Consider the following 22,257-nt stretch of genomic DNA (forward strand, 5'->3'; position numbering starts at 1 on the left):
CAAAGCAACGCGGATGGTCCTCCGCGCGCTCACCCTTGCCATCGCCCTGCTCACCCCTGCCGCCGCGTCCCCGCAGCAACTGTTCGAGGATGTCCGCATCCTCGCCGCCGATGACATGGCCGGACGACTGGTGGGCACGCCGGGATCGGCGAAAGCCCGCGCCTATCTGATCGGGCGACTGCGCGACATCGGGATCGAGCCGTTCGGCGACGGGTTCGAACAGCCCTTTACCGCGCAGCACAAGGACCAGCTGCTCAAGGGCGTCAATCTGGTCGGGCGGATCCGCGGGACCGGGAGCAGCGACCGGGTGCTGGTGATCGGCGCGCATTACGACCATTTCGGCACGCGACACGGCCAGGTGCTGAACGGCGCCGACGACAATGCCTCGGGCGTCGCGACGCTGCTGGCGGTCGCGCAGGACTTCGCCCGCGCGCGGCCGACGCATGACGTGATCTTCGCGCTGTGGGATGCGGAGGAACAGGGCATGTATGGCGCGCACGCCTTTGTCGAGACGCCGCCGGTTCCGCTCGACCGGATCGCGCTCAACCTCAACCTCGACATGATGAGCCGCAGCGACACCGGCACCTTGTGGATCGCCGGGGCGCATCATTACCCGTTCCTGCGCGCGCGGTTCGAGCGGTTGGTGCGCGATGCGCCGGTCATGCTGAAGATCGGGCATGACGGCCCGCCGTGGAAGGGCAGCGACGACTGGACCGCCGGATCGGACCATTATGCCTTTCACCGCCGCGGCATCCCGTTCGCCTATCTGGGGGTCGAGGATTATCCCGACTATCACCAGCCCAGCGACGATTTCGACGCGATCCCCAGGGACTTTTTCGCGCGATCGGCGGCGACGGCGCTGCTGGCCGCGCGATTGTTCGACCGGGAGTTGGCGGCGATTGCGACGGAGGCGGGTCGGGGGGAATAAAAGGTTAGGTTGTGTCGACACTCACCCCTTATCGTCACCCCCGCGAACGCGGGGGCCCATCTCCCGGACTGTCCGCCATCCTCACCGGTGCGTTTCGCTGATCGTGCTGGAGATGGGCCCCCGCGTTCGCGGGGGTGACGGCGTAGATTGCATCGCGAGCCCTTCCTCACGATTGCGGAAGGTTCGCTACGCCCCCTCCAGCGCCTTTTGCCGGCGGCGCTGGACCGAGCTGCCGATGCCCATCGCTTCACGATATTTCGCGACGGTGCGGCGAGCGATGTCGAAGCCCTTGGCGTTCAGCATCTCGACCAGCGTGTCGTCGGACAGGATCTTCTTGGGATCCTCGGCCTGGATCAGTGCGCGGATCGCGCTCTTGACCGCTTCGGCCGAGACCGCGTCGCCGCCATCGGCGGACTGGATCGCGCTGGTGAAGAAATATTTGAGCTCGAACAGCCCGCGCGCGCAGGACAGATATTTGTTGCTGGTCACGCGGCTGACGGTCGATTCGTGCATCTCGATCGCGTCGGCAATCTGGCGCAGCGTCAACGGCTTGAGGTGGCTGACGCCGTGGCGGAAGAACGCCTCCTGCTGTTTCACGATTTCGGACGCGACCTTGATGATCGTGCGCTGGCGCTGGTCGAGCGCCTTGACCAGCCAGTTGGCGCTGGCGAGCATGTCGCTGAGCCACGCCTTGCTCGACTTGTCCTGCGGCCCCGCCGAGACTTCAGTGTAATAGGCCCGGTTGACCAGCACGCGCGGGAGCGTCGCGCTGTTGAGCTCGACCGCCCAGGTCGCACCGCGCTGCGCGACGAAGATGTCGGGGGTCACCGCCGGCACCGCCTCCCCGCCATAGCGACAGCCGGGCTTGGGATCATAGCTGCGCAGTTCGCGGATCATGTCCGCCATATCCTCGTCATCCACGCCGCAGGTACGCTTGAGCCGCGCCAGTTCGCCGCGCGCGAGCAGGTCGAGATTGGCGATCAGCGCCGCCATGCAGGGATCGTAGCGGTCCGCCTCCTTGGCTTGCAGCGCGAGGCATTCGGCAAGGTCGCGCGCGCCGACGCCGGTGGGGTCGAGCGTCTGGATCAGCGCCAGCACCGCTTCCACCCGCACGAGCGGGACGCCGAGCCGGGTGGCGATGTCGAGCAGCGACGCGGTGAGATACCCGCATTCGTCGATCTGGTCGATCAGATGCTGGGCGATGAACAGGTCCGCGCCGTCGACCACCGCACCGATCTGCGCCGTCAGATGGTCGGCGAGGCTGAGGTCGGGCGCGGAGAAGCTGTCGAAGTCCGGGCCATCTTCGCCCCCCGCCCCGGTGCCGCCCAGGCCGAGCCCGCCATCGAGCCCGCCGACCGAATCGGCAGCGCTGTCATGATGGAAGGTTTCGGCGGTCAGATCGACATCGAGCGCGGCCTCGCCAGTCGCATCGCCCGATGTCAGCAACTCGCTCGAATCCGCCGGGCCGTCGCGTTCGATAAGCGGTTCGACCGGCTCGGCGGCATCGGCGGTATCGCCGCGCTCGTCATCTCCGCGCGCAGCGTCGAGCAGCGGGTTCTTCTCAAGCTCTTCGGCGATGAAGGTTTCGATCTCGAGGTTCGACAGCGCGAGCAGCTTGATCGCCTGCTGCAACTGCGGCGTCATCACCAGCGATTGCGACTGGCGCAGATCGAGGCGTGGCGCGAGGCTCATGCGATATGCCCGTCACCCCAGCGAAAGCTGGAGTCTCGTGAGGCAACCGCGCGCTCCGAAACCGCAAGACCCCAGCTTTCGCTGGGGTGACGGAAAAAGAGCGTGCGAATCGTCATGGGCTACAGCGAGAAGCCCTCGCCCAGATACAGCCGGCGGACATTGGCGTCGGCGACCAGATCCTCGGGCGAGCCGGCGAACAGCACACGCCCGTCATAGATGATCGACGCACGGTCGACGATGTCGAGCGTTTCGCGGACATTATGGTCGGTGATGAGCACGCCGATATTGCGCGTCTTCAGTTCCTTCACCAGATCGCGGATATCGGCAATCGAGATCGGGTCGATGCCCGCAAACGGTTCGTCGAGCAGCATGATCGACGGATCGGCGGCAAGCGCACGGGCGATTTCGGCGCGGCGGCGCTCACCGCCCGACAGCGCCATCGACGGCGCGTCGCGCAGGCGGGTCAGCCCGAATTCCTCGAGCAACTGCTCAAGCCGCCGTTCGCGCGCCGCCTTGTCCGGTTCGGCCAGTTCGAGCACCGCCGAGATATTCTTGGCAACCGTCAATCCACGGAAGATCGAGGTTTCCTGCGGCAGATAGCCGAGGCCAAGGATGGCGCGGCGGTACATCGGCAGCGGGGTGATGTCGTGCCCGTCGAGCATGATGCGGCCCGCATCGGGCTTCACCAGCCCCATCACCGAGTAGAAGCAGGTGGTCTTGCCCGCGCCGTTCGGCCCGAGCAGCCCAACCACCTCGCCGCGGCCGACCGAGAGCGACACGTCCGACAGCACCACGCGCTTGTCGTAGGATTTGGCAATCGACACGACCGCCAGCCCCGATGCAGGCGGCGTCTGCGCCTCAGCGGCTACGGGGTCCAGCGTTTCGACGTCAGCCATGATGCCCTTTCCGTTCGCATCGCAACTCTAACGAATCCTTGCCGGTCCGTCACTTGGCAAGTTTCGTGCATGAAAAGGACGCGGCGCAACGCCGCGCCCGTGCGATCAGTCGCGGTCGGGGACGGTGAAGCGACCGGTCACGCGGCCGCCGGAACGCACGACGCTGCCGTCCGGGGCGCGCGTCGTGCCGACGCCGGATCCGTCGATTGCGGCGCGCCCGCTGTCGAGATCGATGGTCAGCCGGCCGCCGGTGACGGTATTCCCGCCCTGCGTCAGGGTGACATCGCCGAGCATGGTGATGACGCGGCGGTTGATATCGTACACGCCATATTGCGCGCGCGCGGTCTGGTCCGGGCGCGCGATCGTGACACCGCCCGACGCATCGAAGCGCGAGACCGATGGCGATCCGTCGATCACCTGTCCGGTATAGCTCACCGTCACCCGTGTCGCGGTCAGCGTCATGTTCGCCTGAGTAATCTTGACCCCGCCCGACAGGATGGCGCGGTTGGCGCGATCCTGCAGCTCGATGCTCTGCGCGTCGAACTCGATCGGCGCACTGCTGTCATGGCGCGACTGGCCAAGGGCAGCCCCGCCAAGCAGCGCGGTGGTGACAAGGGCCGACGTGGCGGCGATCAGAAGCGGACGGGGGGCTCGGGCCATGATGCTCACCTATTTGCGCGCTTGGGGTCGATCCGCAAGCGGGCATTGCCCTCAATCTTGACGGTGCGCTTGTCGAGATCGGCGGTCATGCGATCGCCGCTGAAGCTGCCCAGTGGCGTGTTGCCAGCGACATTGCCGGTCCCGGTGAGCTGGCGCGACTTGAGATCGATGGTCGAATCGCGGGTATCGAGCCGATAGCCGTCGGCGGCGCGAAACCGGATCGGGCCGATCACCGCGACCTGTTCGGTCTGCATGTCGTAGCGACCGCGCTCGGCCTCGACCCGCGCCGGCCCGTCGGACAGGCGAATCGCGGCGCTGAGATCATTGAGCTCCACCACCGGCTCGGCCGAGCTTTTCTGGACCGCCGATCCCGCTTCGAGCACGAAGGGCTGTCCCTTGGCGTCCGCGCCGCGATAGCGCGCCGACTGGATGCGCAGCCGCTCGCCCGCGACATCGACCTTGTTCTTGTCGAGTACGAACGACACGTCGCCGCCCATGAACAGCGGCGCCATCACCAGAAAGGCGCCGAGCACGCCAATCCCCGCTGGCAGCACGGCGAGCAGGGTCCGCACGATGCGGTCATGGCTGCTGCCAGGCCGCGCCCAGCGCTTGCGCCGCGAGCGTTCCTGGACAGCGATTTCAGACATGGTTTGCACCTGTCGTGGCGCGGCACCGGCGCGCGCCAAACTCACGCATGCGCGAAAATATCCGTTTCGGGCCAGCCGGCGAGATCGAGGTCCGCGCGGTGCGGGAGAAAGTCGAAACAGGCCTGCGCCAGCACCGTCCGCCCTTCCCGCGCGAGGCGGCGGTTCAGCTCCTCGCGCATCGCATGGAGGTAGCGCACGTCCGACGCGGCATAGTCCTTCTGCGCGTCGGACAGCACCGGACCGCCCCAGTCGGACGATTGCTGCTGCTTGCTGATTTCCTGCCCGAGCAGTTCGCGCACCAGGTCCTTGAGCCCGTGGCGATCGGTATAGGTGCGCACGAGGCGCGAGGCGATCTTGGTGCAGAAGACCGGCGCGGCGGTGACGCCCAGATAGTGGCGGATCGCCGCGAGATCGAAGCGCGCGAAGTGATAGAGCTTCACCCGCGCCGGATCGGCAAGCAGCGCGCGCAGGTTCGGCGCGGCATAATCGCTGCCCGGCCCGAAGCGGACCAGATGCTCGTCCGGACCGCCATCCGACAGCTGGACGAGGCACAGGCGATCGCGCGGGGTGATCAGCCCCATCGTCTCGGTATCGACGGCGATATCGGCGCCGGGGGCGAACACGCCCTCGGGCAGATCTTCTTCATGCAGGTAAACGGCCATCGCCTGCGCCTAGCCGCTTATCGCTTAACGCTCAATAACCGTGCGTCAGGTTCCGCCGCCGCCGGCACGTTTTTCGGCGCGGCGGCGCGAGGCCATGTTCAGCACCTCGACCAGCGCGGAGAACGCCATGGCGGCGTAGATATAGCCCTTGGGCACATGCACGCCGAAACCGTCGGCGATCAGCACCGCGCCGATCATCAGCAGGAAGCCGAGCGCGAGCATCACGACCGTCGGATTGCGCTTGATGAAATTGGCGAGCGGGTCGGCGGCGACCAGCATCACGGCCACGGTCACCAGCACGGCGACGAACATGATCACGATCTCGTCGGTCATGCCGACTGCGGTCAGGATCGAATCGACCGAGAACACCATGTCGAGCAGGATGATCTGGAAGATTGCCGAGCCGAAATTCATCGTCGCGACTTGCTTCTTGTCGAGCACATCATGATCGCTCGGCACCGGATCGATCGTGTGATGGATTTCCTTGGTCGCCTTCCACAGCAGGAACAGGCCGCCCGCGATCAGGATCAGGTCGCGCCACGAAAAGGCGGTCTCGAAGCTCGGTTCGCCGGTCGGGCCGACCGCGCCCTGAATGCCAAGGTCGAACACCGGCGTGGTCAGCGACACGATCACGAAGATCATCGACAGCAGCAGGATGCGCATCACCAGCGCCAGGCCGATGCCGATTCGCCGCGCCTTTTGCTGCTGATGCTCGGGCAGCTTGTTGGTCAGGATCGAAATGAAGATCAGGTTGTCGATCCCGAGCACCACCTCCATCACGATCAGGGTGATAAGGGCGGCCCAGGCGGCCGGGTCGACGATCAGAGCGGCGATATCCATGGCATCTCTCTGCCGTCGTCAACGCTGTCGCGCAAGTATCCGTCGAAACAGTGCCAAAATCGCGACGAAAATGTTCGCGCTGTCGATCGAACTCGTCTATGTCCTGTTCCATAGGCGTGTCGCGAACGCCGGAAAGCCTGCGTCTTCGTCCGGCGTCAGGTCTTCGATTTTCGATTTGGGCGAACCGGGAAGACGAACAGGGCAATGAGTTTTGATCGAGGGCGCCGCGGCGAGCGCGGTGGACGTGGCAGAGACAAGCGCGACGGCTTCGGCGACGACAATTTCTACGGCGGCGGCGGTGGCGGATTCGATGGCGGCGGCTTCGGCGGCGGTGATCGATTCGGCGGCGGCGGCGGTGGCCGTGGCGGTTTCGGCGGCGGCGATCGCTTCGGCGGCGGCGGCGGTGGTGGCGGCTATGGCGGCGGCGGTGGCGGTGGCTATCGCGGCGGCGGTGGTGGCGGCGGCTTTGGCGGCGGTGGCGGCGGTGGCCGCGGCATGCCGCCGCAGGTCGTTGGCGAAGGCACCGGCGTTGTAAAATTCTTCAACGCGCAGAAGGGCTTCGGCTTCGTCGTCCGCGATGACGGCGGCGAAGACGTGTTCGTGCACATCAGCGCGGTCGAGCAGGCCGGCCTGACCGGTCTGGCCGAAGGTCAGCCGCTGGGCTTCACGCTCGTCGATCGTGGCGGGCGCATCAGCGCGACCGACCTGAAGATCGACGGCGAACCGATGCCGGTCGAGGATCGCGGTCCCCCGCGTGAGCGCGGCGATCGTCCCGAGCGCGGCCCCGGTGGCGGCGGCATGGGCGGCCCGCAGCGTCAGCTGACGGGTGAGAAGGCGACCGGCACGGTCAAGTTCTTCAACGCCATGAAGGGCTTTGGTTTCATCCAGCGTGACGACGGCCAGCCCGATGCGTTCGTGCACATCAGTGCGGTCGAGCGCGCCGGCATGCCGACGCTCAACGAAGGCGACCGGCTCGAGTTCGAGCTGGAAGTGGACCGTCGCGGCAAGTACGCCGCGGTGAACCTGACGCCGCAGCAGTAAGGAATTTCCCATGATCCGGCGTGCCGGACGGGGGATCATCGCAGGGGCTGCCCTGGCCATCATGGCCGCGGCAGCCCCTGTCGTGTCCGGCCCCGCGCATTTCCAGACGGCGCCGGTCGCGGCGGAGGTTCCGGTCGAGGCCGCGCGCATCCTCGCCACCTATCCGCATGACACCAGCGCCTTTACCCAGGGGCTGTTCTTTGCCGATGGGGCGCTGTTCGAAAGCACCGGCCAGCATGGCGAATCGGTGGTGCGCGAGGTCGATCTGACCAGCGGCAAGGCGAAACGCGAAGTGCGGCTGGACGCACGCTATTTCGGCGAAGGCAGCACCGCCTGGGGCGACACCATCGTCAGCCTGACCTGGACCCATGGCAAAGGGTTCCGCTGGGACCGCAAGACGCTGCGCAAGATCGGCGAGTTCAGCTACCCCGGCGAAGGCTGGGGCCTGACGCAGGACGGCACGAGCCTGATCCTGAGCGACGGGACGCCCGAGCTGCGATTCCTCGATCCCGTCACCTTTGCCGAGCAGCGGCGGATTACCGTCACCTATCAGGGGCGTCCGATCCGGCGGCTCAATGAACTGGAATATGTCCGCGGCGAGATCCTGGCGAACATCTGGCATCAGGACCTGATCGTGCGGATCGATCCGGCGACCGGGGTGATTCGCGGCATCCTCGACCTGCGCGAACTGGCGGCGGCGGTACCGGTGACCGACCCGGAGGCCGTGCTCAACGGCATCGCCTATGACGACAGGAGCGGGAAGCTCTACGTCACCGGCAAGAACTGGCCATCGCTGTTCGAAATCGCGCTGCCGACACGCTAGTCTGGGTGCGGCACCGGCCCGCTCCACCACGCGGCCACCCAGTCCAGACTATCCTGCCGATGGATAGTCGGCCGGGGGAGCGGGCAGGCGCTGAAGAGAAATCCGGTCAGCGCGACACGGCCCTGGCCCGCCACACGGACAGCCAGTTGCTCGACCCGCGGCACTCGCCCATCGCGCGCGCTTCGGTCAGGCGGAAGCGGCTGCCGTCCCAGACCCAGGTTTCCGCGCTGCCGCAATCGCCGATCCCGCGCCCCTTGGCATAGCTGCCCAGTTCGCCGGTCTTCGCGTCGAAGCCGGCATTGACGAGCATCGGCGGCCCCTCGTCACCGCCCCAGCCGGGTGCGGCGTCGAACCCGGCCAGCGTCGCCGTGCCGCTCCGCACGACATAAGGCACGGTCGAGAAGTTATACGCCCCTGCCCCGCACGGCACGAGCACCAGCGTGGCGCCGCCACCGAGCGCGTGCCGCTCGACATCGGGACGCGGCTCGCCCTCGTAATTTTCGGCGCAGCCCGATTGCGTCCAGAGCTGGTCGAGCAGCGCCGGCGACAAGGCCGCTGGCGCCCCTGCGGCGCGAAGTGATGCAATGACCGGAAGCGCTGGCGCGGCGGGAACCGCGCTGGCGGGCTTGCTGCCCCGCGCCACCGCGGCGCTCACCGTTCCGGCGCGGCCCTGCTCCGCATCGATGAACCGCAGCGACGCCGAGGAGCCGGTCAGCGAGATCCGGCCGATCGACTTGCCGGCCGCATTGTGCACCGTCACGCCCTTGCCATTCGCCATCGCCGCGACGAGCGCGGCGGCGTCCGCGCCGTTGAACCCGTGTCCGCGCCATGCCGCGCCGGCTGCCCCGTCGATCTTCAGCGTGAGGCCGGCAGCCGGACCGTCATGCCCGAACAGCTCGACCGACCAGCCGCCTGCGGGCCCCGCCGCGCGCGTCACCGCCAGTTGCCAGCCATGTTCGGACCAGTCGCCGCCCTCGGGCATCAGCGACGTCATCTCGCACCGCTTCGCATTGTCGCAGGCGACGACCCAGTCGCCAAAGGTCTTCATCGGCCCGAGTTGCGGGGCGGCCTGGGCGAGCGCGAGCGTGGTGAGGATCAGCATGGCAACCATCCTAGCGGTTCGCGCGGCGACGCGGTAGGAGGCGCGCAACGAATTGATGGAGACGATGATGAAAACGGTTGGCGTAATCGGTGCGGGACAGATGGGAGCAGGCATCGCGCAGGTATCGGCGCAGGCCGGCTATCGCGTGCTGCTGTCGGACATGGATGTCGCGCGCGCCGAAAAGGGCAAGGCGGGGATTGCCAAGCAGCTCGCGCGCGCGGTCGAAAAGGAAAAGATCACCGCCGATGCGCGCGACGCCGCACTCGCCAACATCGAATGCGTCGGCGGGACCGATGCGTTTGCCCCGTGCGACCTGGTGATCGAAGCGGCGACCGAGCGCGAGGAGATCAAGCGCAGCATCTTCACCAGTGTCGGCAAGGTGCTGAGCGACACCGCGATTCTCGCCAGCAATACCTCGTCGATCCCGATCACGCGGCTGGCGCAGGCGGCGCCCGATCCCGCGCGCTTCATGGGGGTCCATTTCTTCAACCCCGTCCCGGTGATGGGCCTGATCGAGCTGATCCGCGGCCTTGCCACCAGCGATGCCACGGTCGCGGCGGTCGAGGCGTTCGGCAAGACGCTGAACAAGCGGATCGTCCACGCCAATGACGCGCCGGGGTTCATCGTCAACCGCGTGCTGATGCCGTTCCTTAACGAAGCCTGCTTCGCCGTGGGCGAGGGCGTGGCCACGATCCCGGACGTCGATGCAGCGATTCAGCTGGGCCTCAACCACCCGATGGGGCCGTTCACGCTGGCCGATTTCATCGGGCTCGACACCTGCCTGGAAATCACCCGCGTGCTATTCGAAGGGACCGGCGATCCCAAATTCCGCCCCGCCCCGCTGCTGATCAAATATGTCGAGGCCGGCTGGTACGGGCGAAAGACGGGGCGCGGTTTCTATGACTATTCGGGCGCCGAGCCGGTGCCGACGCGGTGATGCGCGCGATGCTTCGACCGCTTCTCGCGGCTGCGCCGCTGCTGCTCCTCACCCAGCCGGCTGTCGGGCAGCAAGCACCGGCACCGCCTGCAGCTTCAGCCGCGCCCGCGCCAGCCTATGGCCCGGCAATCGGACTGGATGAGGCGCAGGCACTGGCTGAGCGCACGGTGGCCGAGGCGCGCAAGCGCGGGTTCCGCATGGCCGTGGCGATTGTCGATCCGTCGGGCGAGCTGATCGCGTTCCTGCGCATGGACGACACACAGTTCGGATCGATCCGCATCGCCGAGCAAAAGGCACGGACATCGGCGCGGATGAAGGGCGCGACCGCCGACTTTGAAAAGCGCGTGCTGGGCGGACGCACGGTCACGCTCGCAGTGGATGAAGTCCTGCCCATTGCCGGGGGCGTCCCCATCCTGCGCGACGGACGCATCATCGGCGCGATCGGCGTATCTGGCGGATCGGCGGCACAGGATGACGAAGTGGCGCGCGCGGCACTGGCCGAAGCGCGCTGAGGACGAGCCCGGCTCCGCACCCGGACGGATGCGGAGCCGATTGGCTCACGGCAGCATCAGCCCCGCCAGCGCGGCACTGAGCAAATTCGCGAGGCTGCCCGCGAGCAGCGCCTTGACCCCCAGCTTGGCGATCATCGGGCGCTGATTCGGGGCAAGGCTGCCGGTCGCGGCCATCTGGATCGCGATCGAGCTGAAATTGGCAAAGCCGCACAGCGCGAAGGTGATGATCGCGGTGCTGCGCTCGCTCAGCCCCTGGATCGTGCCGAGGTTGAGGAAGGCGACGAATTCGTTGAGCACCATCTTGGTACCGAACAGCCCGCCGGCGGCCGCAGTCTCGTTCCACGGGATGCCGACCAGATACATGACCGGGGCAAAGGCGGTGCCGATCACCCCCTGAAAGGTGAGGTCGGGATAACCGAACAACCCGCCGACCGCGCCGAGCAGGCCGTTGGCGAGCGCGACCAGCGCGACGAAGGCCAGCACCATCGCGCCGACCGCAACCGCGATCTTGACGCCGGTCTGCGCGCCCATCGCGGCGGCCATGATGATGTTGGCGGCGCGTTCCTCGTCCGCTTCGCTATCGACTGCGCGGATCAGCGCGTCTTCGCCGTCGAGCGCGACACCCTCCGCCGGAAGGTCCGCCGGTGCCGGAGCGGGAACGTCGGGCATCATGATCTTGGCCATCAGCAACCCGCCCGGTGCCGCCATGAAGCTGGCGGCGAGCAGATACTGGATGTTGATCCCCATCGCGGCATAGGCGGCGAGGATCGTGCCGGCGACGCCCGCCATGCCGACCGACATGATCGCGAACAGCTGCGACGGGGTCAGGCTGGCGAGATAGGGGCGAATCACCAGCGGCGATTCGCTCTGGCCGACGAAGATGTTCGCCGCCGAACACAGCGATTCGACCTTGCTGACCCCGGTCACCTTCTCGATCGCGCCGCCGATCCAGCGGACCAGGAACTGCATGATCTTGAGGTGATAGAGCACCGAGACGAGCGCGGCGAAGAAGATGATGACCGGCAGCGCGGCGATGGCGAAGCTCTGCCCGCCGACCTCGGGCCGGGCGAGCGGGCCGAAGATGAAGTCGGTGCCCGCCTGGGCATAGCCGAGCAGCGCCGAGACGCCCTTCGCCATCCCCTCGATCGCGGCGCGGCCGGCGGGGACGTACAGCACGAGGAAAGCGATGCCCGCCTGCAACGCAAAGGCCGGACCGACCACGCGGAGACGGATGGCGCGCTTGTTCGAGGAAAGCAGGAAGGCGATCGCGAGAATCGCGGCGATGCCCAGGATACCGATCGGAAAATTATTCAAGTGGAAGCCCCTTCGTGCCGCGTCTTGCGCACGGCGTTCGGGGTGGCACCATAGCGTTTGCCGCGCGCACCGCTAGGTGCTTCCGTATCGCGAGAAACCGGGTTAGGCAGCGCAATGACCACACCGGCCCCGCTGACGCGCTCGCTCTTCGTCCTTTCGATCTTTTACGGCGGCATGGTCTGCATTGCCGGCGTGCTGGGCAACAAGCAGGTCGCACTGGGGCCGCTGGCGGTCGAGGCGGGCATCTTTGCCTTTCTGTTGCTGGTGGCGGTGTCGAGCGCGATTGCCGAACTGCACGGACGCGTGACCGCGAACCAGCTGGTGCGCTTCGGCTTCATTCCGCTGCTCGCGTCGATGCTGCTGTCGTGGCTGGTATGGGCGCTGCCCGCGTCGCCCAAGATGGGGCCGGAATATCGCGACGCGATCCAGCTGATCCTGGGGACGACCTGGCGCATCTGGGGCGCGGGGATCGTCGCCTATGGCGTGTCGCAGACGCTCAACGTCACCATTTTCAGCGCGATGCGCGGCGGGGAGGGCAGCAAGATGCTGTGGCTGCGCGCCGGGGTCGCGGGTATTCTCAGCCAGATTGTCGACACGCTGATCTTCATCACGCTGGCCTTTTACGGCGAATTCCCGATCGGCCCGCTGCTGGTCGGCCAGCTGATTTCGAAGATCGCGCTGTCGGCGCTGCTGGTGCCGGTGTTGATCTATGCCTTTGTCGCGCTCGGGCGGCGGCTGGACCGGGCGGGCTGAAACCCGCCCGCGCGGGTCACGCCCGCGCCCTGGTCCGCAGCGACTGGCAATAGCCGAGAGTGAGCGCGAGGCCGGCGAGGACCGCCCCGCCTCCGACGAACACCGCGGTCTGGATCGGCAACGTCGCGAACGCCGCGGCATAGATCAGCCCGCTGACCGCCATCGACCAGCCGCCGACACGGCGCACCTTGCGCGCCAGTGCGCTGGGGACAAAGCGCTTGGGCATCATGTTGCCGAACCAGGCGACCATCAGGCCGGTCGCGCCCAGCACGATGCGCATCACCGTGTCATGGTCGACATGCCCGGCACTGCGCGCCGAACTGAGGCCGAGCGCAAGCACGACGATGCCGACACCCCAGGCGAGGCTGATCTTGGTTTCGCTGTTCATCATGCACGCTCCTTGCCGGGCGCGGACGATCCGCTGCCCGCGAATGAATCGACAAAGCCCAACAGCGCTTCTTCGAGCACCGAGAGCTTCAAATGGTAGATCACCGACTTGCCCGCCTTTTCGGCGTGGACGAGGTCGGCATCCTTGAGCACCGCGAAATGCGCCGACATGGTCGGTTTCGACACGTCGAACTGGTCGCTCAGATCGCCCGCGCTCATCGGCCCCTTGCGCAGCAATTGCAGCACGCGGCGGCGGGTGGGGTCGGACAATGCCTTGAAGACCATGCTCATGATTCGTTATTTAGCTAATTATCGAATTGAGTCAAGCGACCCGCGCTTTCGCGAAGGCGCAACTCCCGCTAAGGGCGCGGCATGACCGATCACGCACCCGATCCCGCAATGCTGGCCAAGGCCGAGACGCTGACCGACGCGCTGCCCTATATGCAGCGGTACAAGGGCAAGACGTTCGTCGTGAAATATGGCGGGCACGCGATGGGCGATCCCGAGCTGGCGCGCGACTTTGCCGAGGATGTGGTGCTGCTCAAGGCAGTCGGGATCAACCCGGTGGTCGTGCATGGCGGCGGGCCGCAGATCGGGTCGATGCTCAAGCGGCTTGGCGTCGAATCGCAGTTTGTCGGGGGCTTGCGCGTCACCGATGCGGAGACCGCGCGCATCGCCGAAATGGTGCTGGCCGGATCGATCAACAAGGAAATCGTCAGCTGGATCAGCGCGGCGGGCGGCAAGGCGCTGGGCATTTCGGGCAAGGATTCGGGGCTGGTGACTGCGCGCAAGGTGCAGCGCGACGCCGCCGATCCGTTGCAGGGGATCGAACGCCATGTCGATCTGGGCTTTGTCGGCGAGCCGGTGGCAGTCGACGCAGCGGTGCTGACGACCCTGTGCGATCAGGGCTTCATCCCGGTGATCGCGCCGATCGCGCTGGGCGCCGATGGTTATACCTACAATATCAATGCCGACACGATGGCCGGCGCGATTGCCGGCGCACTCGGCGCAGCGCGCTTCTTCCTGCTGACCGATGTTCCGGGTGTGCTCGACAAGGACAAGCAGCTGCTGACCGACCTCGACCCCGGGCGGATCATGGCGCTCAAGGCCGACGGCACGATCAGCGGGGGCATGATCCCCAAGGTCGAAACCTGTGTCGCGGCAGTGGATGCGGGCGTCGACGCCGCCGTCATCCTCGACGGGCGCATCCCGCATGCAATGCTGCTCGAGATTTTCACGACGCAGGGCGCGGGAACCTTGGTGCACCGCTGACGCGTCCTATATGGGCAATACAGTTGCCGCGCGCACGGCCATTCCGTACAAGGCGCAAAATTCCGGAGGCCCAATTTGGATACCCTGCTCAACATCACCTTCGGCATCGTCCAAGTCCTGCTGAACGTGCTGTGGTGGATCATCATCGTCCAGGCGATCCTGTCGATCCTGATCTCGTTCAACGTGATCAACACCTATAACGAGTTCGTCAGTTCGCTGTGGCGTGGCCTCAACACGCTGACCGAGCCGATCTACCGGCCGTTCCGCAAGATCCTGCCGGATACCGGTCCGATGGATTTCGCACCGTTCGTGGTGCTGATCCTGATCACCATCCTGGACGGCGTGGTCATCCCCAACATCGCGGCAGCGCTGGCCAGCCCGGCGATGTGAGCCGCCCGTGGCAGCTCACGCCTGACGGTCTGACGATCGCGGTGCGCGCCACGCCGCGCGCTGCCAAGGCAGCGCTGCTGCCCGCGACCGACGCCTATTTCGCCGCACGTGTGGCCGCGCCGCCCGTCGAGGGGGCCGCGAACACCGCCGTGGTCGCGCTGGTGGCCGAGGCATTCGCCGTGCCGCGGCGCGCGGTGCGCCTGATCGCGGGCGAGACGGCGCGGATCAAGCGGCTGGCGATCGCGGGGGATCCCAAGACGCTGGCGGGAATCGCCGAGCGGCTTTATGGGGCCGGACATGAGCGCTGAACTGATCGATGGAAAGGCATTCGCCGCGGGCCTGCGCGCCCGGGTCGGCGAGGCTGCGGCAGAATTTGAAGCGAAGGCGGGCCGCAAGGCGGGCCTGGCGGTGGTGCTGGTCGGCGACGACCCGGCGTCCGCCGTCTATGTCCGCAGCAAGGGCAAGGCGACGGTCGCCGCCAACATGGCGAGCTTTGAGCACCGCCTGCCCGCCGACACCAACCAGGACTCGCTCATTGCGCTGGTGCGCCAGTTGAATGCCGACCCGGCGGTCGACGGCATCCTCGTCCAGCTTCCCCTGCCCCGCCATCTCGACGAGCAGGCCGTGGTGGCAGCGATCGATCCGGGCAAGGATGTCGACGGCCTGACCCCGGTCAGCGCCGGGCGCCTTGCGCTGGGCATTGACGGGCTGGTGCCGTGTACCCCGCTTGGCTGCCTGATGCTGCTGCAGGATCAGCTGGGCGACCTGTCGGGCAAGGACGCGATCGTGATCGGTCGGTCGATCCTGGTCGGCAAGCCGATGGCGGCGCTGCTGACCGCGGCCAATTGCACCGTCACCCTCGCCCATTCGCGCACCCGCGATCTCGCCAGCCATGTCGCGCGCGCCGATATCGTCGTCGCGGCGGTCGGGCGCGCCGGCTTTGTCCGCGGCGAATGGCTGAAGCCCGGCGCGACGGTGATCGATGTCGGCATCAACCGCGTCGACGGCGCATTGGTCGGCGATGTCGCGTTCGACAGCGCGGCATCGGTCGCCGGCGCGATCACCCCGGTACCGGGCGGGGTCGGACCGATGACCATCGCCTGCCTCCTGCGCAACGCGCTGGTCGCGGCGTATCGCAACGCCGATATCGATTTCGACGCGAGCGTGCTGTGATTGCGCTGGCCCTGCTCTTGTCGATGCAGGGCCAGAGCGCAGTCGATGCCGAGCGCGCGTTCAACCGGATGGCGCAGACGCAGGGGCAATGGGCGGCATTCCGCGCCTATGCCACCGACGACGCGGTGATGTTCCTGCCGCAGCCATCCAACGCGCAGGCGTTTCTGAAGGACCGCAACGAACCGCCAATCGCGGTGCAATGGTGGCCCGCCGACAGCTATGTCGCGTGCGACGGCACTACCGCCGTCAATACCGGGCCATGGGTGCGGCCCGGCGGGTCGGGCTATTTCACCACCGTGTGGCACCGGCAGCAGGATGGCGGATGGAAGTGGAGCTATGATGCGGGCGATGCGCTGGCAACGCCGCGCGCCTTGCCCGAACGACCGCGGGTGCGCCGGGCCGCATGCACCGGCAAGCCGGTTCCGCCCCCGCCCCCGGCGACCGAACGGAGTGGCGCCGGCGCCTCGCCCGACGGCACGCTGATCTGGCGCTGGCAGGTGGATGCCGATGGCGCACGCCGCTTCGTCGCCGCGCTCTGGACCGGGCGTCGCTATGCGACCGTCGTGAACGACCGCGTCGCAGCCGTCACGCCCTGATCCAACGCGCGCTGAGCCGCATCGCAGCGCAGCAATTTCCGACTTGTGACGTTGTATCATAGCACTTAAGAGTGCGCGCAGTTCATTCGAGGGAATTGCGTAACCATGAAGTTCACCAGCCTGCTGCTTGCCACGAGCATGTTTGCCGCCCCGGCATTGGCCCAGACCAGCGACCATGCCGAGCGCGACCGCTCCAGCCGCAATCCCGTGCATGGCGAAACGACCGAGGAAGTGGTGATCAGCGCGCCGGGCATCGAACGGCTCGACCTGCTCGCCGGTACGTCGGTGGTGACGGGCGATGAACTGGTGCGGGATGTTCGCGGCCAGATCGGCGATTCGCTGACTCAGGTGCCGGGCGTCTCCGCGACCTCGTTCAGCCCCGGCGCGTCGCGTCCGGTGCTGCGCGGCTTCCAGGGCGAGCGCGTGCGCGTGCTGACCGATGGCCTGGGCACGCTCGACGCATCGAACACCTCGACCGACCATGCGGTGTCGATCGAGCCGCTGACCGCCGAGCGCATCGAGGTGCTGCGCGGCCCCGCCGTGCTGCTGTTCGGTAGCCAGGCGATCGGCGGCGCGGTCAATGTGCTCGACCGCCGCATCCCGCGCGCGGTGCCGGAGAGCGGGTTCCATGTCGACGCGATCGGTGCCTATGGCTCGGCCGCGGACGAGCGCGGCGGCGGCGCGGCGGTGGACTTTGCGATCACCCCGCAGATCGTCGCGCATATCGATGGCAGCTATCGCAAGAGCGACGACCTGCGCGTCGGCGGCTATGTGCTGAGCGACCCGCTGCGTGCCGAGCAGCTGGAAATCGCGGCGGAGGAAGCCGAAGAGGGCCATCTCGAGGAAGCCGAAGAGGCGCTGGAAACCGCCAACCGCCGCGGGCGCCTGCCCAACAGCGCGACGCGCACCTACACGCTGGGCGGCGGCATCGCGCTGATCAACGAGGGCGGCAGCCTTGGTTTCTCCGCCGGCTATTACGACACCCGCTATGGCGTCCCCGCGCGGCCCGGCGCGGAACATCATCATGACGATGATGGCGCTCCCGCCGATCCCGACGACCATGACCACGATCATGGCGAGGAAGCCGTCACCATCGGCCTGAAGCAGTTTCGCGCCGACATGCGCGGCGAGGTCAAGATCGGCGGCGGGCTGGTCGACGCGCTGCGCGTCCGTGTCGGCTATTCGGACTATGAGCATACCGAGTTCGAGGGCGAGGAAGTCGGCACGGTCTTCTATAACGAAGGCTTTGAAGGCCGCCTTGAACTGGTGCAGGCGAACCGCGACGACTGGCGCGGCGTGACCGGCTTCCAGGCGTTCACCCGCAATTTCAACGCGGTCGGCGCCGAGGCGTTCGTGCCGAAGAACGTGACCGACCAGTATGGCGTGTTCACGCTGCAGGAGGTCGATCTCGGCGCGATCGGGCTGGAAGGCGCGCTGCGCTACGAGCACACCCGCGTGCGCTCGAACGCGGTCAAGCTCGACCTGGACGAGGATGGCCCGACCGCGGCGTTCGACCGCCGCTTCGACGCCTTCTCCGGCGCGATCGGCCTGTCCTATTCGGTCGCGCCCGAGGTGAAGGTCGGGTTCAACGTGTCGCGCGCCGTCCGCGCGCCGTCGGCGGAAGAGCTCTTCTCCAACGGCCCGCACATCGCGACCCAGGCCTATGAAGTCGGCAACCCCAATTTCCGCACCGAAAAGAGCTGGGGCGGCGAAGTCTATGCGCGCGGCGTGGCCGGGCCGGTGCGGTTCCAGATCACGGGCTATGCCAACTGGTTCGACGACTACATCTATGAGGTCGCGACCGGTGACGAGATCGACGAGCTGCCGGTGTTTCAGTTCTTCCAGTCCGATGCGCGCTATCTGGGCGTCGAAGGTGAAGTGTCGACGACCTTCATCGATGGCGGCGAAGGCGGCTTCTCGCTCGGCGGCAACCTGGTCGCGGACTATGTGAACGCCGAGCTGGGTGACGGCAGCGCAGTTCCGCGCATCCCGCCGTTCCGCGTGCTTGCCGGAATCGACGCCAGCCAGGGCGCATTCGGCGGCCGGGTCGAGGTCGAGCATGCGATCCGCCAGACCCGCGTCGCCGCGTTCGAGACCGAAACCCCGGCCTTCACGCTCGTCAACGCGTCGCTCACCTGGCACCCGCTGGGCGAGAAGCGCGAGACCGCGATCATCCTGTCGGCGAACAACATCTTCGACGTCGATGCCCGCCGCCACGCCAGCTTCACCAAGGATTTCGTGCCGCTTCCCGGTCGCGACATCCGCGTGTCGGCGCGGCTGAGCTTCTGAGCTGTTCGGCGCGCTAACGCGCGCTGCGGCGCCGGCCCGCTCCCCTACCCGGCCACCCATTCCAGAATATCCTGACGATGGGTGGCCGGGTGGGGGAGCGGGCCGGTGCCGCAATTATCAAAGGCTCGGCAAGGCCCAGTCGATCTCGCCGCGCCCATGCGCGCGCAAAAACGCGTTGGCCTGCGAAAACGGGCGCGAACCGAAAAATCCGCCATGCGCCGACAGCGGCGAGGGGTGGACCGATTTCAGCACGAGATGGCGGGACGCGACCGACGCCGCCTTTTTCTGCGCATGGCTGCCCCACAGCATGAACACCACGGGATCGGGCAGCGCGTTGACCTGTGCCACCACCGCGTCGGTGAACCGCTCCCATCCCCGCCCCTTGTGCGACGCCGCCAGCCCCATCTCGACCGTCAGGCAATTGTTGAGCAGCAACACCCCCTGCCTCGCCCAATGCTCAAGGAAGCCATGGTTCGGCGGATCGATGCCAAGGTCGCTCTTGAGCTCCTTGTAGATATTGACGAGGCTCGGCGGCACCCTGACCCCCGGCTGGACCGAGAAGCACAGGCCATGCGCCTGCCCCTCGCCATGATAGGGGTCCTGCCCGAGGATGACGACGCGCACGCTTTCGGGCGGGGTGAGGTCGAGCGCGCGAAACCAGTCGGCACCCTTGGGAAAGATGCGCTTGCCCGCCGCCTTCTCCGCCAACAGGAAGGCGCGAAGATCCGCCATGTACGGACTGTCGAACTCGGCCTTGAGCGGAGCGAGCCAGCCTGGATGCAGCTTTACGGTCATGGCGCGGGACTGGGCGAATCCGCCCGCCTGTGTCAATCGATGCGCGACGGGAGATTCCAATGCACATGACCCACGCCGCCGACGCCCCCGCGGCGGCGCAAATCGACTTCGACCAGTTCCTCGCGGTCGACATCCGCATCGGCACGATCATCGCCGCCGAGCCCTTTCCCGAAGCACGCAAGCCCGCGTTCAAGCTGACCATCGATTTCGGACCGGCAATCGGGGTCAAGCGTTCCTCGGCGCAGATCACCGAGCATTACACGCTCGACGACCTCCCCGGACGTCAGGTCGCCGCCGTGGTCAACTTTCCGCCACGCCAGATCGGTCCGATGATGTCGGAAGTGCTGACGCTCGGCTTCCCCGATACGGAGGGGAAGGTCGTGCTGTTCCACCCGAGCGTGCCGGTGCCCAATGGCGGACGGCTGTTCTAGCGTTGGTTTCAGCAAAGCTGAAAACCAACTCTAGCGCGCGACCGCGCTGCGAAAATCCGGGTCTTCGAGTAGTTTTTCGACGAGCTGCGAATAGAGCGCGACATATTCGCGCTCTGCCGCATCGATCGCGACGGCGCCGATGAAGGACGAGTTCCAATTGGCCTCGACCCGCAGCGTCTTTTCCATGCGCACCGCGCCGTTTTCGGTGACACGGAAGGTCGCGGCGAGTGCGCCCGTGGCCTGACCGACCTTCGGATTGGCGGAGTTTTCGACGAGGTCCGCCGAAATCGTGAACCGCGCGCTGGAATCGAGCTTGCCCGCCAGCCGCAACTGCTCGGCCAGCGTCTCGCCGAGATAGGCGGCGAACGACGTCTTGTTGGGCGGCAGCAGCCGGAAGGCACGCAGCCCCACCGCACGATCCGATCCCGGCGGCAGGCCGGGGCCGAGCCGAAATGCGCCGAGCGCCAGCGGCGGGATCTGCGGCGCGCTCGCGGCGCGCACCGCGCGCGGCGAGGCGGACGGCGGTGCCGCGGTCGCGCTGCATCCGGCCAGCACCACGGCCAGCCCGGTCAGCCACACCCCCCGCCGGTTCATGCGCCCGGCTGGACCGGAGCGGGCGCAGCGTCGCTCGACGGCGCGGGCGCGGCGACCGCGACAAAGCCGGGGTCGAGCGCCACCTGGTTCACGGCATGGCCGACGCCCTGCCGAACCACGGTTTCGACGCCGATGGTGATGTTCTTGACCAGCGCGAGGCCAGCTTCTGGCGCTTCCTTGGAGCCCATCGTCACCCACAGCCCATGCGTCACTTCGCGGCGGATCGCGGCCGCGCCCGCTGCCGGCGTATAGTCGGCGACGATCAGATAGCCGTCACGCACCGCCGCCTTGGCAAGACCGAAGGTCAGCCCGGCCTTGAACCCCTGTGCCGCGGCATCCTTCTGGACGATGTTGTCGATGGTCACGACCAGCATCGCGCCGCCTTCGACCGGGGTTTCAGCGACCGTCGAAAAGGCGCCGGATTCGCGGACCAGCTTGAACACTTGCTCCTTGAGATATTTCGTCGCGCGCGGATTGGCCTTCTGATCGGTCGTGAACTGAAAGATCAGCTGCACGGGACGCGGCGTTTCGATCTTGGCGCGCTGCTCGGCGGTCAGTTCGCCAAGCTTGGTCTCGACATAATATTTCGCGGCCTGGACCGGCCCGGCCAGCGCAAGCGCACCGATCACCAGCGCGCCGATCAGCGCGCGCATCAAAGCTGTCAGCATCGAATCCCCCCTGTGCAACCGCGTGATCCTGCGCGGACTAAGTGCTCAGGACAAGATGGCTTTTCAGGAGGCCGCGCCCGGTCGGCTTACCCTGGGCGGCGCGCGGTCAGCAGATAGTTGAGCGCGGTATCGTCGCTCAGGTGGAACCCGGCGCCGGGCGAGAAGCTGAGCCCGCGCAGGTCGGACACCGCCATCCCGGCATCCTCGAGCAGTCCGGTCAGCTCCTCCGGCGTCAGGAACTTGGCATGATCGTGCGTGCCGCGCGGGATCATGCCCAGCCCCTCGCCAACCGTGATCATCGCCAGCCGCGACAGCGGGGTACGATTGGGGGTCGACAGGATCATCAGCCCGCCGGGCGCAAGCGCACCGACCAGCCCGCGGACGAACGCCGCCGGATCGGCGACATGCTCGATCACCTCCATCGACGTGACGAGATCGAACTGGCGACCGGCGACCTCAGTCTCGAACTCGCCCGCGCGATAGTCGATGGTCAGGCCCGCCGCTGCGGCATGCGCGCGCGCCGCGCCGATATTCTCGGGCGCTGCATCCACCCCGGTCACCGCCGCGCCCATCCGCGCCAGCGGCTCGCAGAGCAGTCCCGCACCGCAGCCAACATCCAGCGCTGTCCGGCCCTTCAACGGCGCGAAATCGCGCGGGTCGCTGCCCCAATGCGCGTCGATCGCCTCGCGGATGTAGCGCAGCCGCACCGGGTTGAGCCGGTGGAGCATCGCCGACTCGCCCTTCGGATTCCACCAATCCGCCGCCAGCCGACCGAAATGTTCAGCTTCACGCGGGTCAATCGTTGCTTTGCTTGTCATCGCCATCCCCCCCTCTTATCAGCGCGCCCACAGCTTC

At 67.1% G+C, this 22,257-nt stretch carries 27 protein-coding genes; 13 read left to right on the forward strand and 14 right to left on the reverse strand.

The window, feature by feature from the left end; genetic code table 11:
• The first annotated feature begins 13 nt into the window (after positions 1–13).
• Positions 14–928, forward strand: coding sequence for a M20/M25/M40 family metallo-hydrolase (locus tag J2Y54_RS07035; RefSeq protein WP_310038099.1), 915 nt, complete (start codon positions 14–16; stop codon positions 926–928).
• Between the two features lie 186 nt (positions 929–1,114).
• Here the strand turns inward: J2Y54_RS07035 and rpoN are convergent, their stop codons facing one another.
• From rpoN to J2Y54_RS07065, 6 genes are all read right to left on the reverse strand, one after another.
• Entirely contained in the window at positions 1,115–2,620 is a 1,506-nt protein-coding gene (gene rpoN / locus J2Y54_RS07040) for an RNA polymerase factor sigma-54 (protein WP_310038102.1), read from the reverse strand.
• Between the two features lie 119 nt (positions 2,621–2,739).
• Positions 2,740–3,516 (reverse strand): LPS export ABC transporter ATP-binding protein, encoded by a 777-nt coding sequence (gene lptB / locus J2Y54_RS07045; protein WP_310038103.1) that lies wholly within the window; start codon positions 3,514–3,516, stop codon positions 2,740–2,742.
• A gap of 105 nt (positions 3,517–3,621) precedes the next feature.
• On the reverse strand, positions 3,622–4,176 hold the full coding sequence (locus tag J2Y54_RS07050) for an LptA/OstA family protein (RefSeq protein WP_310038104.1): 555 nt from the start codon (positions 4,174–4,176) through the stop codon (positions 3,622–3,624).
• A 5-nt stretch (positions 4,177–4,181) separates the two neighbouring features.
• Complete coding sequence (gene lptC, locus J2Y54_RS07055; RefSeq protein ID WP_310038105.1) at positions 4,182–4,823, reverse strand: LPS export ABC transporter periplasmic protein LptC; 642 nt, start codon at positions 4,821–4,823, stop codon at positions 4,182–4,184.
• Between the two features lie 41 nt (positions 4,824–4,864).
• On the reverse strand, positions 4,865–5,485 hold the full coding sequence (locus J2Y54_RS07060) for a ribonuclease D (protein ID WP_310038107.1): 621 nt from the start codon (positions 5,483–5,485) through the stop codon (positions 4,865–4,867).
• 45 nt (positions 5,486–5,530) lie between these two features.
• Complete coding sequence (locus J2Y54_RS07065) at positions 5,531–6,325, reverse strand: TerC family protein (protein ID WP_310038108.1); 795 nt, start codon at positions 6,323–6,325, stop codon at positions 5,531–5,533.
• Positions 6,326–6,529: 204 nt separating this feature from the next.
• On the opposite strand from J2Y54_RS07065, the gene J2Y54_RS07070 reads away from it, so the two are divergent.
• Together J2Y54_RS07070 and J2Y54_RS07075 are read left to right on the forward strand one after the other, a co-directional pair.
• Positions 6,530–7,366, forward strand: coding sequence for a cold-shock protein (locus J2Y54_RS07070; protein ID WP_310038110.1), 837 nt, complete (start codon positions 6,530–6,532; stop codon positions 7,364–7,366).
• 10 nt (positions 7,367–7,376) lie between these two features.
• Positions 7,377–8,189, forward strand: coding sequence for a glutaminyl-peptide cyclotransferase (locus tag J2Y54_RS07075; protein WP_310038112.1), 813 nt, complete (start codon positions 7,377–7,379; stop codon positions 8,187–8,189).
• Positions 8,190–8,295: 106 nt separating this feature from the next.
• Here J2Y54_RS07075 and J2Y54_RS07080 read toward each other — a convergent pair whose 3' ends face one another.
• Entirely contained in the window at positions 8,296–9,291 is a 996-nt protein-coding gene (locus J2Y54_RS07080) for a DUF1176 domain-containing protein (protein ID WP_310038114.1), read from the reverse strand.
• Between the two features lie 67 nt (positions 9,292–9,358).
• Between J2Y54_RS07080 and J2Y54_RS07085 the strand changes: the two genes are divergently transcribed.
• Both J2Y54_RS07085 and J2Y54_RS07090 read left to right on the forward strand, forming a co-directional pair.
• On the forward strand, positions 9,359–10,228 hold the full coding sequence (locus J2Y54_RS07085) for a 3-hydroxybutyryl-CoA dehydrogenase (protein ID WP_310038115.1): 870 nt from the start codon (positions 9,359–9,361) through the stop codon (positions 10,226–10,228).
• Between the two features lie 8 nt (positions 10,229–10,236).
• Positions 10,237–10,740: a heme-binding protein gene (locus tag J2Y54_RS07090; RefSeq protein WP_310038117.1), complete on the forward strand. Its 504-nt coding sequence runs from the start codon at positions 10,237–10,239 to the stop codon at positions 10,738–10,740.
• A 45-nt stretch (positions 10,741–10,785) separates the two neighbouring features.
• Here J2Y54_RS07090 and J2Y54_RS07095 read toward each other — a convergent pair whose 3' ends face one another.
• Entirely contained in the window at positions 10,786–12,054 is a 1,269-nt protein-coding gene (locus J2Y54_RS07095; protein ID WP_310038119.1) for a nucleoside transporter C-terminal domain-containing protein, read from the reverse strand.
• Between the two features lie 114 nt (positions 12,055–12,168).
• Here J2Y54_RS07095 and J2Y54_RS07100 point away from each other — a divergent pair, with 114 nt between their 5' ends.
• Entirely contained in the window at positions 12,169–12,807 is a 639-nt protein-coding gene (locus J2Y54_RS07100; protein WP_294015044.1) for a queuosine precursor transporter, read from the forward strand.
• A 16-nt stretch (positions 12,808–12,823) separates the two neighbouring features.
• On the opposite strand, the gene J2Y54_RS07105 is transcribed toward J2Y54_RS07100, so the two are convergent.
• The gene (locus tag J2Y54_RS07105; RefSeq protein ID WP_310038122.1) at positions 12,824–13,195 is read right to left on the reverse strand and encodes an ammonium transporter; all 372 of its coding nucleotides are present in this window, start codon (positions 13,193–13,195) and stop codon (positions 12,824–12,826) included.
• Positions 13,195–13,485, reverse strand: coding sequence for an autorepressor SdpR family transcription factor (locus J2Y54_RS07110; protein WP_310038124.1), 291 nt, complete (start codon positions 13,483–13,485; stop codon positions 13,195–13,197). Before J2Y54_RS07110 ends, J2Y54_RS07105 begins: the two co-directional genes overlap by 1 nt.
• Positions 13,486–13,566: 81 nt before the next feature.
• Here J2Y54_RS07110 and argB point away from each other — a divergent pair, with 81 nt between their 5' ends.
• The 6 genes from argB to J2Y54_RS07140 all read left to right on the forward strand — a co-directional run bounded on the left by argB (position 13,567) and on the right by J2Y54_RS07140 (position 18,914).
• Complete coding sequence (gene argB, locus J2Y54_RS07115) at positions 13,567–14,466, forward strand: acetylglutamate kinase (RefSeq protein WP_310038125.1); 900 nt, start codon at positions 13,567–13,569, stop codon at positions 14,464–14,466.
• Between the two features lie 75 nt (positions 14,467–14,541).
• Positions 14,542–14,856, forward strand: a complete 315-nt coding sequence (locus J2Y54_RS07120; protein ID WP_310038127.1) for a YggT family protein — start codon at positions 14,542–14,544, stop codon at positions 14,854–14,856.
• On the forward strand, positions 14,853–15,164 hold the full coding sequence (locus tag J2Y54_RS07125; protein ID WP_310038128.1) for a DUF167 family protein: 312 nt from the start codon (positions 14,853–14,855) through the stop codon (positions 15,162–15,164). Before J2Y54_RS07120 ends, J2Y54_RS07125 begins: the two co-directional genes overlap by 4 nt.
• Positions 15,154–16,029: a bifunctional methylenetetrahydrofolate dehydrogenase/methenyltetrahydrofolate cyclohydrolase FolD gene (gene folD / locus J2Y54_RS07130; protein ID WP_310038129.1), complete on the forward strand. Its 876-nt coding sequence runs from the start codon at positions 15,154–15,156 to the stop codon at positions 16,027–16,029. Before J2Y54_RS07125 ends, folD begins: the two co-directional genes overlap by 11 nt.
• On the forward strand, positions 16,026–16,625 hold the full coding sequence (locus J2Y54_RS07135; RefSeq protein WP_310038130.1) for a hypothetical protein: 600 nt from the start codon (positions 16,026–16,028) through the stop codon (positions 16,623–16,625). The genes folD and J2Y54_RS07135 overlap by 4 nt, the downstream gene beginning before the upstream one ends.
• Positions 16,626–16,730: 105 nt before the next feature.
• A complete protein-coding gene (locus tag J2Y54_RS07140; RefSeq protein ID WP_310038132.1) occupies positions 16,731–18,914 on the forward strand; it encodes a TonB-dependent receptor domain-containing protein in 2,184 nt (727 codons plus the stop codon).
• Positions 18,915–19,031: 117 nt separating this feature from the next.
• Here the strand turns inward: J2Y54_RS07140 and ung are convergent, their stop codons facing one another.
• Complete coding sequence (gene ung, locus J2Y54_RS07145; protein ID WP_310038134.1) at positions 19,032–19,709, reverse strand: uracil-DNA glycosylase; 678 nt, start codon at positions 19,707–19,709, stop codon at positions 19,032–19,034.
• Between the two features lie 59 nt (positions 19,710–19,768).
• Here ung and J2Y54_RS07150 point away from each other — a divergent pair, with 59 nt between their 5' ends.
• The gene (locus tag J2Y54_RS07150) at positions 19,769–20,140 is read left to right on the forward strand and encodes a tRNA-binding protein (RefSeq protein ID WP_310038137.1); all 372 of its coding nucleotides are present in this window, start codon (positions 19,769–19,771) and stop codon (positions 20,138–20,140) included.
• Positions 20,141–20,170: 30 nt separating this feature from the next.
• Here the strand turns inward: J2Y54_RS07150 and J2Y54_RS07155 are convergent, their stop codons facing one another.
• The 3 genes from J2Y54_RS07155 to ubiG form a co-directional block, all read right to left on the reverse strand.
• Complete coding sequence (locus tag J2Y54_RS07155) at positions 20,171–20,734, reverse strand: hypothetical protein (RefSeq protein WP_310038139.1); 564 nt, start codon at positions 20,732–20,734, stop codon at positions 20,171–20,173.
• Complete coding sequence (locus J2Y54_RS07160; protein ID WP_310038140.1) at positions 20,731–21,402, reverse strand: hypothetical protein; 672 nt, start codon at positions 21,400–21,402, stop codon at positions 20,731–20,733. Before J2Y54_RS07160 ends, J2Y54_RS07155 begins: the two co-directional genes overlap by 4 nt.
• Before the next feature lie 86 nt (positions 21,403–21,488).
• Positions 21,489–22,220, reverse strand: a complete 732-nt coding sequence (gene ubiG / locus J2Y54_RS07165; RefSeq protein WP_405052882.1) for a bifunctional 2-polyprenyl-6-hydroxyphenol methylase/3-demethylubiquinol 3-O-methyltransferase UbiG — start codon at positions 22,218–22,220, stop codon at positions 21,489–21,491.
• Positions 22,221–22,257 lie beyond the last annotated feature (37 nt).

It is taken from the genome of Sphingomonas sp. BE123, assembly GCF_031456015.1.
GTDB lineage: Bacteria > Pseudomonadota > Alphaproteobacteria > Sphingomonadales > Sphingomonadaceae > Sphingomonas.